The following is a 13,387-nucleotide window of genomic DNA, read 5'->3' as shown; positions in this document are numbered from 1 at the left end:
TTTTTTATGTCTCTGAGTAAATTCTCTCTCTCATGTCGCGACACTTTTCCAATAAAAAGCACCGTTCTTATTCTAAGAAAGAAGATACCAAGTCTACATCTTGGGAGCCCATAGCTGAAGATTATCATAAGATCGTTCAGAGTGACGGGCATTACTATCATAGGGAAGTCATCCTGCCTAAATTACTTCCTTTACTCGATTTAAAATCAAAAGATCGTTTGGTAGATATCGGTTGTGGTCAGGGGGTTTTAGAACGGATGCTCCCTAAGGAATGTGGATATTTAGGTATAGATATCTCCCCGAGTTTGATTTCCATCGCAAGAAAATTGCGAAAATCTCGATCTCATGAATTTCTTGTCTCTGATCTTACGAAAAAGCTGAAGATAGAGAGTTCCCACTCTTTTTCCACAGCTGTGGCGATTTTATCTCTGCAAAATATGGAGGCTCCAGATCAGGCAATTGATAATGTTGCCAGGCTTCTTGGTGATCAGGGAAGATTCTTTATCGTGTTAAATCATCCTTGTTTTCGTATTCCTAGAGTCTCTTCATGGCATTATGATGAAGATAAAAAGCTATTTTCAAGAAAGATCGACCGTTATCTTTCTAAAATGACTATTCCCATTATTGCTCATCCGGGGAAAAAGCATTCAGAATCTTCGATTTCTTTTCATTTCCCCCTAAGTTATTGGACCCAAGCATTATCAAAACATGGGTTCTTGATTCAAAGTATGGAAGAATGGGTATCTCCCAAAAAATCTATAGGAACACGAGCGAAGGCGGAAAACGTTAGTCGCGAAGAGTTTCCATTATTTTTATTAATCTCATGTATTAAAACATATAAGAGTTAATAAATAAAATTTTATTAACTTAGTATTAAATAATCACTTTTTATTAAAATAAGTAAAAAATGATTATTTGATTTAACTATGTTTCGAAAACTCTCGCTATTTTCAAAAAAAAAAAAGAATCCAAAGTCGGGATTTCGAAATAATCGTATCATTAGGTCTTTCCTACTAGCTCCTAGAGTTTTATTAAGAAATGAGGTTTCTAAAGAAGCTTGTGTTTTGAGTTATTACGGTTTGTTTAGTTGCATACCCATACTCGTCTTTTTCTTAAGGCTATCCCAACATCTTTTTGCAAATCTGGACTGGAAGGAATGGCTTCTTGTTAAGTTCCCTGATTATAAAGGACCTATCCTGGCGATTGTTGAAGCTGCTTATCATTCCACAACGAGTACTATAGGGTTAGTATTGGTAGGAAGCTTCTTTGTCTTTTGCTGGGCAGGGATTCTTATGCTCTTATCTTTAGAAGATGGTTTGAATAAGATTTTTAGAACTGGATGGACGCCTATATCTATCCAGAGATTGATTTCTTATTTAATCATCACGCTAGTTAGCCCAATGATTTTCATTATTGTTTGTGGGTCCTGGATTTACATTACACAAATCATGCCTGTGGAGTACGCTAGACTATTTTCTTTAAGCCATTCGATTACTGCATTATATGTATTTTCACGTCTTACCCCCTATTTTTTTATCTATTTAGCGTTATTTTGTTGTTATGCGTTCTTGCCGAGAGTGGCTGTACAAAAGACAGCAGCACTCATTGCTTCCTTAACAGCAGGGACTATCTGGATCATGTTTCAAAAGGTGTTCTTTTGTCTGCAGGTCTACTTATTTAACTACAGCTTTACTTATGGAGCTTTGGTCGCATTACCCTCATTTTTACTTCTACTTTATCTTTATGCGATGATTTATCTTTTTGGAGGAGCGTTTACGTTTCTCATTCAAAATCAGGGATGTAATTTTATTTTCCCTTCAGAGCAATACCTCCCCAATTGCTACATTAAACTTGTGGTATGTACTTATATTCTTTCCGTGATATCGAAAGATTTTGATCAGGCCTCTACACCTCCTACGGCAAAGACTATAGCGAAAAACTCGAAGATTCCCATTGGGGAGATATCTCAATGTTTAGATATTTTAGAAAATGAAGGTTTAATTCTCTTTCATAAGAGAGCGTATAAGCCTACTCATAACATTTCAGGCCTCACTATTAAAGACATAGTCGAGCAACTTCTTCACCTAAAAACATTTAATCAAATTCATCCAGACGCGGCGCTAAGTTTAATACAGAATAGTCTGAAAAATATATTTGATCAAGCAACGAAAAGTCCTCACAACCTAACCCTTACAGATATTGCCGGAAAGATAAAATGAAACGAAGATCCTGGTATAAGACTTTAGGGATAAGCATAAGTTTGGGAATTTTCCTAACTTTTTTCTATTTCCTGCCTTCATTACTTTCTGAGGGATCTGGGAAATACCTTTTTCTATCATTGATCCACAAAGAAACAGGGCTTTCGTGTGATATTGAAGACTTGAAATTGTCTTGGTTAGGGCCTCAGTCTGCTAAGAAGGTTAAAGTTATCGGGAAAAATAAAACAGGAGAATTCTTCTCAGCAGAAAAGATAGAAATTGATGGGTCTTTACTTAGGCTACTTCTTTATAAGCGTCCTAAGGCTATAGCCTTGTCAGGCTGGTCATTGCAAGTGGATGAATCCTTGTCTATAGAACAACCTTCTGTAGGGAATTTGGATCCAGGAGTATTTCTTTCTTATTTAGTTCATAGTTCCATACTTTCAGAACATGGGTCCATAACTATGAAGACAGTTAAAGGGCAAACCCTAGTTCTCTCGGGATTTTATGTGGAGAAGACACCAGAGAAGTTGCTGGTTAAAGGTGTGGTTACAGAAGACAACGCTACAGGAAGAGTCTTCATAGAGAGCGTATTCTCACCGAAAGTCAATATCACTGCAGAATTACATTCTGTCCCCGCCTCCTTTTTTAAGCTATTTATAGCCTCGCCTATTGTAGATCGTATTCTTTCTGAAGAGGATATTATCGATTTGCACGCTGTTGCTGCACACAATAACGGTAAAATCGTTATGACAGCAACGGCTCAGGGAAGTCAAATCCAAGCTAAGTTGCAAGGGTATATTCATCAGTCGACTTTCCATATTGTAGAAGGCGGCTCTTCATTTATAGAATTACAGCCAAAAATCGCTTCTTTGTTGTGTTCTGAAGTGCTTTCTTTCCCTACGAAAATTTCTAGTCAGAATATCCGGGCGCATATATCTAATGCCAAAATCCCCTTAGACTTGACTCAATGGAAAAATATAGAAGCTAATCTTCAGGCAAGTCTTCCTTTAGTTGCCTTATCTCCTAAAGATCCTAACCTTTCTGTCCAGATGAAAAATGTAGAAGTGAGTATTAAAAAATCGACTCGCTATACCCATATCCGTGGATCTTCTGTAGCTGTATTTGGAGGCGCTGCTCAGTCTTACGTGCATGGAATAATGACTGTAGATAGTAAAAAACAACGCACGGAATTTATTCTTCAACAGAATATGTTGCCTCATACCTATTTACGCGCTCTATTTCCTAGGCCGTTCGTCATTAATATACCTTTAGAAGTTCCTTACTATTCTTTAGAAATTCATGGTGAATATAAAAATTCGCAATTAAAAGCTGAAGCACACCTAGATAATTCCTTGCTGAAAATGGACTGTTCATATTCAGGGACTCTACAATCTCTATTATTTCAAGGGAGTGCTACGTATCATCTTGAGGAAAACTGGAGAAAGAAGTTTTCTCAACAGTTTTCTTACGCTTCAGCTACCTTTTCAGGAAAAGTTCAGATAGCGCAAAAGCACCTGTATTTTCCTAAGTTTTCAGGAAAAATCACGGCAGGAGAAAACGAAGTTTTCATACATGGGAAATTTGGAAAGCCTAATGAGCCTATACGTCCTGAGACTTCCTCAACTTTAATACATGGGAAGCTCAGCTCGCTACCCTTAAGCTTGTTTTCCTCGAAGTTAGTTCCTCTACAGCTTACCAAAGCGAGTTTCTCTTTACATACTGATGGAGGACGATCTTTAACTAAAGGAAATCTACAACTCATGATAGAAGATCCTGAAGATCCTTTAGCTCCCCCTTCAAGGATTCTTATTCCTGATGTTTTAGTTTCTGTTGTAGATCCTGAAAAAGCGATCGATATGAATAATATTAAAATCCAAAGTGCTGGCGAGGTTATTGACTTTCCTATCGATAGGATTCTTAGAATTCAGCAAAAAGAAGCATGTCTATCTACCTATATTGGACCTACTGGAGATATGACATTTTCCCTATTATACAATCCCAAAGAAGAAGATAGGCTTATTCTTCATTCAGTTTTTAAAACAGAAGCTCTTAAAGGTGATGTGAAACTGATCATGGACGAGTCGTTAACTCTGTCTTCAAAAACTCAAGGGACTCTACAATGGGAAATCACTCCAGAACGTTACTTGGGATTTTTTGAAAAGGCCTCATGTTTTCCTTCATGTACACTACACAGAACCGCTATTGCTCGATTAGATATTTATAAGCTTTCTTGTGCTCAGCAAAAATCAGGGCTTTCTTGTCTTTCCTTACTCACAGAAGGCGGTTTCGAAGGATCTTTATCAACAAATCCCATGATTTTCTATGATCATGTTTCGAAGGAAACATTTATCATTAACAACCTTTCAGGATCTATATATTCGAGTAATTTAGATACTAAAGTGGAATATGACTTGCAGGGAAGTTGTCTTGTCCCTAGCCAAGAAAGTAAAACAGCTGCAGAGTTTCTCATACAAGGTTCTGTAGAACACCTGTTAAATCCCTCAGAAAGGGAATTTGAACAAACTGCAGAGTGGAAGCGTATTCCTTCGTCGTTCATTACAGGAATCTTCCCTATCTCCCCTAGTGTAAAAACTAAAGTACTCTCTTTGGCCGGGCCAAGGATTAACGTGTCTATCAACCACCATTTCCTCAGGGGGGAAGGACCGATAACGGTAAAGGTAGACTCAACGAATCTCCAAGCGTATATTCCCCTCATTTTAAAGGAACAGTCTATTCTTTTAGAAGATGATCTTGTGGCTACCCTACATATTAATGAGGAAATTAATAGAGCGTTTTTCAAAGAGTTTAACCCATTAATCTCAGGAAATGCGTATTCACAACATCCTGTCTTACTCCAGGTAAGTAAAGAGAACTTCTATCTTCCCATAGCCCCTTACTCATTTGAAGAATTTCGCATACAAGCAGCAAGTTTAGACTTTGGGAAAATTTCCATAGCCAATACGGGAACTATGTATGATCTTTTTAAGTTCCTTGATATTGAAGAAAGCAAACAATTCGTTGAGTCATGGTTCACTCCTATATTTTTTTCAGTTCAAAAAGGAACGATTATCTGTAAACGTTTTGATGCTTTAATAGATAATCGCATACGCCTTGCTCTATGGGGTAAAACTGATATGATTAAAGATAGGATTTTCATGACGCTGGGGATCGATCCAGAAATCATTAAGAAATATTTTCATAATACTTCATTAAAAACTAAAAACTTCTTCCTTATCAAAATTCGTGGGTCGATCTCGTCTCCAGAAGTCGACTGGTCTTCTGCATATGCGCGTATTGCCCTATTAAAGAGTTATACTATTGCTAGTCCGTTTAGCACGCTAGCTGATAAACTTTTCTCTTCTTTGGGGGATCCCACTCCTCCACAAACGGTATCACCTTTACCTTGGGAAAAAAAACAAGAGCCCTCAGAATAGAGAGTTTTAATAAATTAATCTTTTGTTTTTCTTTTATAAACAAATAAATAAAACCTTTATTAATTAAATTGTTTTATTAATATGCGGATTATAATTAATTATTCGCATGAGATAAAACTATGAGAAGACGAAATTCTTTCTTTAATCCGGTCTCCAAGAACACTGAACCTCTATCTTCTATGATTCAAAAAACTATAACTATGGTGGAAAAAATCAAGGGTGATACTAAGGATGCTGTGAACTTAGATCTCAATAAGATTTATACGGATATACAAGACATTAAGACGATTTTACAAAAGCAAACCAAAGATATAGATTATTTATATACAAAGAAAACTGATGAAAAAGTTCAAGATTTAGAGACAGATATGAGTCTCATGAAGATATCTCTTCATGGTCTTTTAGAAGAATTGAACGATTTAAAGATCCTGATAGAAGAAGGTATTGATGATTCTTTAAGTGATCATAATTACCTTGTTCAGAAAGTGTTAATAGAGATCTACCAGAAATTCTTGCCTATATCTGGTGGGATGCTCACAGGAAATATAGATATGAATCGTCATACGATCTCAGGTCTTGAAACGCCTAAAAACCCTAAAGATTCTTACGCGGCTTCTGTAGGGTACTTAAGTTCAAAATTGCGCCCTATAGAAGATAAACTGCATGAAACTCATGAAAAGGTCAAAAATCATGACAACTCTATAACTACATTGACGTTTCAAATGATGCCAGTTTCCGGTGGGAAATTTCGTGGTCTTGTAGATATGGATGGTTATAGAATTACAGGATTAGCCAACCCTAGAGAACGCTCTGATGCTATATCTTTAGAATACCTTGAGAAATATTTGGAATCTCAACATCTTTGTAAAGTAGCAGAAGAGGCTCCAGTACAACCACAAACTACGCATACGGAAGCCTATCTTTTTTCTTCTACAGGTTTGAGTCACGAGGTAGAACACCCCTTACCTCTAGAACTTCTTTCTCAGGGTATTTTAGGATTTACTTGGGGAGCAAAAAGCCCAACATTTTCAGGGAAATTCCCTATGAATTCTCTTCAATATTCTTTATCTGATGAAGAGCAAAGCTGTTTTGTACTTGACGACGATGTGTTCTATGGTAAGTATCCAGGAATTTATACTTGGGAGCTTACTCTGAAAGCTCTAATCCCCTCAATTCTAGATTATAGTCGCCCCTGTATAAAGCTTAAGATTTACTATGATTATCCTTCTTGGAACTCAAAGGAAGAGTTGCAAGGAAATATGAGTTCTATAGAAATGCCTCTGCATCGCGTGGGAATAACCACGATAGGAGGGTGTAACTATGATATTGTCGAACTTCCCGCTGGAAATGCTCGCGTATTTACTGTTCCTAAACACTGTGGCGGAGTATCCATACAATTAGAGAATGTTGAAGAAGGAGCCTTGGCTGAAGATCTTTATATCATACAAGCAGCATACAGCTGTAGTTGGCGACGTTACTAAATCATGCAACAGCTGCTATGAGCAGCTGTATATCTCCCCACCACTATTTTCCAGAATTCAAGTAGAGATTTAAAGGATGCTCATCGTCTAAATCACCATAACGCTTGTCATAGGTGCTTATAATTTCTCCCTGATCTACAAGGTATACCCGGTCTAAGCATCCTTGAACAAAATGCATGTCGTGGGTGGAGACACCTAAGGTCAGATTTTGGTCTCTCAAAGATTCCAAAAGACGTTTAAACGCAGAGGTAGAAAAAGGATCCAATGCAGATGTAGGCTCATCAAAAAGAAGGATACGCTTATCCATGCATAGAGAGCGAACTATAGCCACACGTTGCTTTTGCCCTCCAGAGAGTTGGTGAGGATAACTATTCGCGATATCTTCGATATCCAAGAATTTTAAAAGATTAAAGGTTTTATCTTTAGCCTCTTCCTTACTTCTATGCTTAACGATGATTTGTGGATGCATGCAGTTATTTAACACTGTCATATGAGGAAAAAGCTCTGGTTGTTGAAAAACCAATGCCGGGGATTCCCCTTCAATGGAAATATCCCCACTTGTAGGTTCTACTAACCCTACAAGTGCGCGTAACATGGTTGTTTTCCCTGAACCACTCTTACCAACAAAAAGAGTAATATGGCCCTCTTCTAAAGAGAAGGAAACTTTCGATAAAATATGCTTGTTGTTTATGGAATATGCAAGATTTCTAACCTTAACAGTCATACGCCCTCCCTCTTCTCAAGCAACCTAGCTACATAAGAAAACAATGACGTCATAAGCAAATATAAGGCTGCGCAGATACTATACATTTCCATGGGATTGAGTTCGCGAGAAACAATGTCCTTACTTACTTTAGTAAGTTCAGGAACTCCTACAACCATCAAAATGCTACTTTCTTTAATTAATGCAACAAATTCATTTGTTAAAGAAGGTAAGATATTTTTAAAAACCTGTGGGTAGATGATATAAAAGAAAATCTGCGACTTTTTGTAGCCCAAAACCTTCGCGGATTCCCATTGGCCTACTGATAAGGCATTAATCCCACCACGAATGTTTTCAGCAAGATAGGCAGAAGAATTGATGCTCAAAGCAATTAATCCCGCCATTAAGGGGGTAGGGTCCAACCTAATTATCGATGGTAAACCGAAGTAAAATATGAGAATTTGAATAAACAGAGGCGTGCCACGGATCACAGTGACATAGAGATTTCCTAGCCATCGCGTAATGCGGCAAGGAAAATAACGCGATGTCATTGTTCCGATAATTAAACCTAGAAAGGAGCCACAGAGTATGGAAATTCCGCTAACAAATAACGTATAACCACAACCACGTAGCAGTACTCTTGCTGTAGCAACCCAATGTTCCATAAATCAGCAGCGCATATTTATTTACGATTAAAGCATAATCATGCAATTAATCAGAAAAAACTAGCAAGAAGTTTTCTATATCTTTGGCTATTAAGGAAATTGTTGACTCTGAAATCGGCGTGATAAAAATTGTGTCATCCCCAGCTAAAGTTCCTAAAATACTTTCTGTAAACCTATTGTCAATTAAGCTGGCTATCCACGAAGCAGAACCAGGTGCTGTGCGGATAACAATTAAAGAGGAATTATGACGAACAGAAAAGACTAGGCGTTTGATATTTGACTCACCTACAGACGGTGGAAGAGAGTAACGTGCTCCTTTTTCCCCAGGGATTTTTATTGCATGAACTTTCCTTAGCCAACGGGAAACGGAGGATTGTGTCATGGCAATCCCCAATGAAGATAGTTTTTGACAAATTTCTTCCTGAGTAGAAGCTCCTTCTCGGCTTAAAATTTCTTTTAAAGCTTCGTCAACTGCCATATTCTTTTTCATTTTGCCTCTTGAAGTTTTCCTTGCTGATATTCAGAAGACCCCTTTACTATAGAACACTAATTGATATTTTTCTTTGGTTTTTATGCTTACTCTCGGGTTGGAAAGCTCTTGTGATGAGACCGCGTGTGCTTTAGTAGATGCTAATGCGAAAATTGTAGCCAATGTCGTCTCTTCCCAACAGGATCACGTTTCTTATGGTGGCATAGTTCCTGAACTAGCTTCTCGAGCCCATCTTCAAGTTTTCCCCTCTGTGGTGCAATCTGCTTTAAAAGAGTCAGGCGTCTCTTTAGAAGATATTGATTTGTTTGCAGTCACACATACACCAGGACTTATAGGTTCTCTAGCTATAGGCGTGAATTTTGCTAAAGGTCTGGCTGTGGGATGTCAAAAACCTATCATTGGAGTAAATCATGTTGAGGCGCATCTTTACGCCGCCTACATGGAAGCAAGCTCTGTGGAATTCCCTGCATTAGGTCTAGTCGTTTCTGGAGCTCATACCGCCATATTTTTGATGGAAGACCCTTTAACTTATAAGTTAATCGGAAAAAGCCGAGATGATGCTATAGGAGAAACTTTCGATAAAGTCGCGCGCTTTTTGGGTTTGCCCTATCCCGGAGGAGCTTTAATAGAACAACTCGCAGTTCACGGCTGTGAATCCTCCTATCCTTTTTCTCCTTCCAAAGTTCCCGGTTATGATTTGTCTTTTAGTGGATTAAAGACAGCTGTTCTTTATGCAATTAAGGGAAATAACAGTAATCATCGTACCCCACTGCCAGGGCTTTCTGAAAGTCAAAAGAACAATATTTCAGCGTCTTTTCAAAAAGCCGCATTCACTAGTATTGCGCAAAAACTTCCTAATATTGTAAAAAAATTTTCGTGCAGATCTATACTCGTTGGAGGGGGAGTAGCAAACAATAAGTATTTCCAAAGCTTATTAAAAAATACTCTAGATTTGCCTTTATACTTTCCTTCTTCTAAGTTATGTACAGATAATGCTGCGATGATAGCAGGATTAGGAAGAGAGCTATTTCTCTCAGAAAAAATCACTTCAGGAATTACTCCATGCGCAAGATATCAATGGGAATCTGCTTCGGTTTCCTTATCTCCTCTTCCCTAATGCTGCATGGATGTCAACATTTTCGCAAATCTCAAGACCACCTTTCTATCAACATGAAAGACGACCCGCGCTCTTTAGATCCTCGCGAAGTTCGTCTACTGTCTGATATTAATTTAATTAAGCATATTTATGAGGGGTTGGTTCAGGAAAATACACGCACAGGAAATCTAGAACCCGCACTTGCTGAGAGCTACTCTCTTTCTGATGATGGCAAGACCTATACTTTTTATTTAAAGAAGGCATATTGGAGTAATGGAGATCCTTTAACATCAGAAGATTTTATTGCTTCTTGGAAACAAGTGGTCAGACAAGAAGTTTCTAGTGTGTATAATTTTGCTTTTGATCCTATTAAGAATGTTAAGCAAATACAGCAAGGCGTGCTCTCTGAAGAGCATGTAGGGTTTTATACAAAGGATGAGAAAACTTTAGTCATTGAGTTAGAATCTCCAACCTCACATTTTCTGAAGCTTCTCGCATTACCTATTTTCTTTCCGGTGCATAAGGAGCAACGCGAGTTACACCAAACCTTGCCAATTGCGAGTAGTGCTTTTTATCCTAAAAAGATCAAACAAAAACAATGGCTACGTCTTAAAAAAAATCCTTACTACTACAACCAGGAACAAGTAAAAACTCAAGAAATTACCGTACATTTTGTCCCTGACCCCAATACCGCTGCCCTATTGTTTAATCAAGGCAAATTAGATTGGCAAGGTCCTCCTTGGGGAGAACGTATCCCTACAGAAACTCTTTCTCGCCTACAGTCTACAGGGAACCTACATTCCTTCGATGTTGCAGGGACGTCCTGGCTAACCTTTAATATCAATAAATTCCCCCTGAATCACACAAAGCTAAGGAAAGCCCTGTCTTTAGCGTTAGATAAGGAATCCTTAGTCTCCACAATCTTTTTAGATAGAGCAAAGCCTGCACAACATTTGCTCCCAAATAACTTACATACCTACCCAAATTTAGATCTTCCTACGAGAGAACAGCGTAAGCAGCTTGCTAAGAAACTTTTTAAAGAGGCCTTAGAAGAGCTCAATATCTCAGCAAAAGATTTAGAAAGTCATTCCCTGGTCTTTCCTGCCGGCTCTTCGGCCAGCGCGTTAATGGTACAATTAATTCGAGAACAGTGGAAAGATACCCTAGGGTTTTCTATCTCCATAGCAGGAAAAGAATTTGCACTTTTACAAACAGAACTAGCATCGGGGCATTTCTCTTTGGCAACTGGAGGCTGGTTTGCCGATTTTTCTGATCCTATGGCATTTCTCACCATTTTTGCTCATCCTTCAGGAGTTCCTCCTTATGTAGTGAACCATAAGGATTACATAACTCTTCTCGCTACGATTCAAGAAGAAAGAGATCTTAATAAGCGTCGTGAGTTGATTTCACAAGCATCGCTATATCTAGAAACTTTTCATATCATTGAACCCATCTACCACGATGCGTTTCATTTTGCATCAAACAAAAAGTTATCCAATTTCCACTTTTCCCCTACCGGAGTCGTAGATTTTCGCTACGTTAAAGCCTCTTAATCTTTCAAAGTAACGATGAAAACATAAAGGAACTGATTAAAATGTTTTTAAGTTGCTCTAGGATGTATCCTCCGTAAATGTCTTGTAGTTTATGCCTCTAGAACCTGTCTGTGCGAAAATAAGCACTTTTCTCCATAGTTACTTTTATTCTTTTTTTGTTATCCTAAACATTTTTAGCTATGTCACGAGGTCTCAAAAGTACGATGGAAATGACAAGTAATGAAAATCAAGATGGTGGGAGAACTTTACCCCCGTGCCCCCCTTGTGTGATGGTAATTTTCGGTGCTACCGGCGATCTTACAGCACGCAAGTTATTTCCAGCATTATACCATCTGATCAAAGAAGGCAGGCTATCTAAAAACTTTGTCTGTGTAGGCTTTGCAAGAAGAAAAAAGAGTCACGAAGAATTTCGTGAAGAAATGAAACAGGCTATACAGAATTTTTCACGCGCTCAAGAACTCGATATCCGTATCTGGGAGGAATTCGAATCACGCATATTTTATCACGAATCGAACTTTTCTTCTGCGGAAGGCTATGCTTCGTTGAAGGAAAGACTTGAGGAGATTGATAAGCAATATGGAACTCAAGGGAACCGGCTATTTTATTTATCTACACCCCCAGATTATTTCCCCGAAATTATTGAAAATATTAATAAGTACAAACTGTTCTATCATGATCAAGGAGAAGGCAAACCTTGGTCACGCGTGATTATAGAAAAACCTTTTGGCGTAGATTTGCAAAGTGCCAAGGAGTTGCAAAGATACATAGACGATAATTTAGATGAAGACTCTGTCTATCGCATTGACCATTATTTAGGAAAAGAAACCGTACAAAATATCCTCACGATACGTTTTGCCAATACCCTATTTGAGTCTTGTTGGAATTCTCAATATATTGATCACGTACAAATTAGCGTTAGCGAATCCATAGGCATAGGTACTCGAGGAAATTTCTTTGAGAAATCCGGAATGCTTCGCGATATGGTGCAAAACCATATGATGCAGCTTTTATGTTTACTTACTATGGAACCCCCTTCCGTATTCAATTCTGAAGAGATAAAAAAAGAAAAAATCAACATCCTTAAGAAAATACGTCCATTTTCTAAAGATGATGTCATCCGTGGTCAGTACGGCACGGGAGAAGTCCAAGGAGTGTCTGTTCTTGGCTACCGCGAAGAGGAAAATGTCAACCCAGCTTCTATGGTAGAAACTTATGTAGCTTTGAAGATGTTCATAGATAACCCTCGTTGGTTAGGAGTGCCTTTCTATCTACGCGCAGGAAAACGTCTGGCTAAACGCTCTACAGATATTTCTATTATTTTTAAAAAGTCCTATGCGACTTTATTTGAACCCGAATCTTGTCGTATTTGTCCTATAGAAAATGATCTCCTCATTATTCGTATACAACCAGATGAAGGCGTAGCTTTGCAATTTAACTGTAAAGTCCCTGGGATGAATAATGTCGTGCGTCCTGTGAAAATGGATTTTCGCTACGATACCTATTTTAAAACAACAGCCCCCGAAGCTTACGAAAGATTACTTTGTGATTGCATTTTAGGTGATAGGATTCTCTTTACATCTAGTGATGAAGTCATGGCTTCTTGGGAGCTTTTTACACCAATTCTAAAGCAGTGGGAACAAGATTCTTCAGATGTGCTCTTCCCTAATTATGTTGCCGGATCTGCGGGACCTAAAGAGGCGGATAAATTACTACAAGCCGATGGCAAAAGTTGGCGTCCTTTGTAATATAACTTTATTTTGAGAT

Annotated in this window: 10 protein-coding genes; 7 read left to right on the top strand and 3 right to left on the bottom strand. The window is 38.2% G+C overall.

Translation table 11 applies throughout. The features are described from left to right. Positions 1-32: 32 nt before the first annotated feature. The 4 genes from G5O_RS07915 (at position 33) to G5O_RS07900 (ending at position 7,116) form a co-directional block, all read left to right on the top strand. Positions 33-848: a class I SAM-dependent methyltransferase gene (locus G5O_RS07915; protein ID WP_006343224.1), complete on the top strand. Its 816-nt coding sequence runs from the start codon at positions 33-35 to the stop codon at positions 846-848. 78 nt (positions 849-926) lie between these two features. Continuing rightward, positions 927-2,219 (top strand): YhjD/YihY/BrkB family envelope integrity protein, encoded by a 1,293-nt coding sequence (locus G5O_RS07910; RefSeq protein ID WP_006343223.1) that lies wholly within the window; start codon positions 927-929, stop codon positions 2,217-2,219. Beyond that, a complete protein-coding gene (locus G5O_RS07905) occupies positions 2,216-5,635 on the top strand; it encodes a hypothetical protein (protein ID WP_014518382.1) in 3,420 nt (1,139 codons plus the stop codon). Before G5O_RS07910 ends, G5O_RS07905 begins: the two co-directional genes overlap by 4 nt. 119 nt (positions 5,636-5,754) lie before the next feature. After that, complete coding sequence (locus G5O_RS07900) at positions 5,755-7,116, top strand: hypothetical protein (RefSeq protein WP_006343221.1); 1,362 nt, start codon at positions 5,755-5,757, stop codon at positions 7,114-7,116. 43 nt (positions 7,117-7,159) lie between these two features. Here the strand turns inward: G5O_RS07900 and G5O_RS07895 are convergent, their stop codons facing one another. From G5O_RS07895 to argR, 3 genes are read right to left on the bottom strand one after another with little or no spacing between them, the layout of a single operon-like run. Next, complete coding sequence (locus tag G5O_RS07895; protein WP_006343220.1) at positions 7,160-7,840, bottom strand: amino acid ABC transporter ATP-binding protein; 681 nt, start codon at positions 7,838-7,840, stop codon at positions 7,160-7,162. Then, the gene (locus G5O_RS07890) at positions 7,837-8,484 is read right to left on the bottom strand and encodes an amino acid ABC transporter permease (protein WP_006343219.1); all 648 of its coding nucleotides are present in this window, start codon (positions 8,482-8,484) and stop codon (positions 7,837-7,839) included. Before G5O_RS07890 ends, G5O_RS07895 begins: the two co-directional genes overlap by 4 nt. Positions 8,485-8,530: 46 nt before the next feature. Continuing rightward, entirely contained in the window at positions 8,531-8,974 is a 444-nt protein-coding gene (gene argR / locus G5O_RS07885) for an arginine repressor (RefSeq protein ID WP_006343218.1), read from the bottom strand. An 82-nt stretch (positions 8,975-9,056) separates the two neighbouring features. Between argR and tsaD the strand changes: the two genes are divergently transcribed. The 3 genes from tsaD to zwf all read left to right on the top strand — a co-directional run bounded on the left by tsaD (position 9,057) and on the right by zwf (position 13,368). Beyond that, a complete protein-coding gene (gene tsaD / locus G5O_RS07880; protein WP_006343217.1) occupies positions 9,057-10,091 on the top strand; it encodes a tRNA (adenosine(37)-N6)-threonylcarbamoyltransferase complex transferase subunit TsaD in 1,035 nt (344 codons plus the stop codon). Beyond that, positions 10,037-11,623 carry a peptide ABC transporter substrate-binding protein gene (locus G5O_RS07875; protein ID WP_013462674.1) on the top strand — a complete coding sequence of 529 codons (1,587 nt, stop codon included), beginning with the start codon at positions 10,037-10,039 and terminating at the stop codon, positions 11,621-11,623. Before tsaD ends, G5O_RS07875 begins: the two co-directional genes overlap by 55 nt. Before the next feature lie 203 nt (positions 11,624-11,826). Next, positions 11,827-13,368: a glucose-6-phosphate dehydrogenase gene (gene zwf / locus G5O_RS07870; RefSeq protein WP_014943446.1), complete on the top strand. Its 1,542-nt coding sequence runs from the start codon at positions 11,827-11,829 to the stop codon at positions 13,366-13,368. Positions 13,369-13,387: the final 19 nt, after the last annotated feature.

This window comes from Chlamydia psittaci 6BC, assembly GCF_000204255.1.
GTDB classification, from domain to species: Bacteria; Chlamydiota; Chlamydiia; order Chlamydiales; family Chlamydiaceae; genus Chlamydia; species Chlamydia psittaci.
Note: the sequence above shows the minus strand (reverse complement) of the source record. Positions and strands in the feature narration are given on the sequence as shown.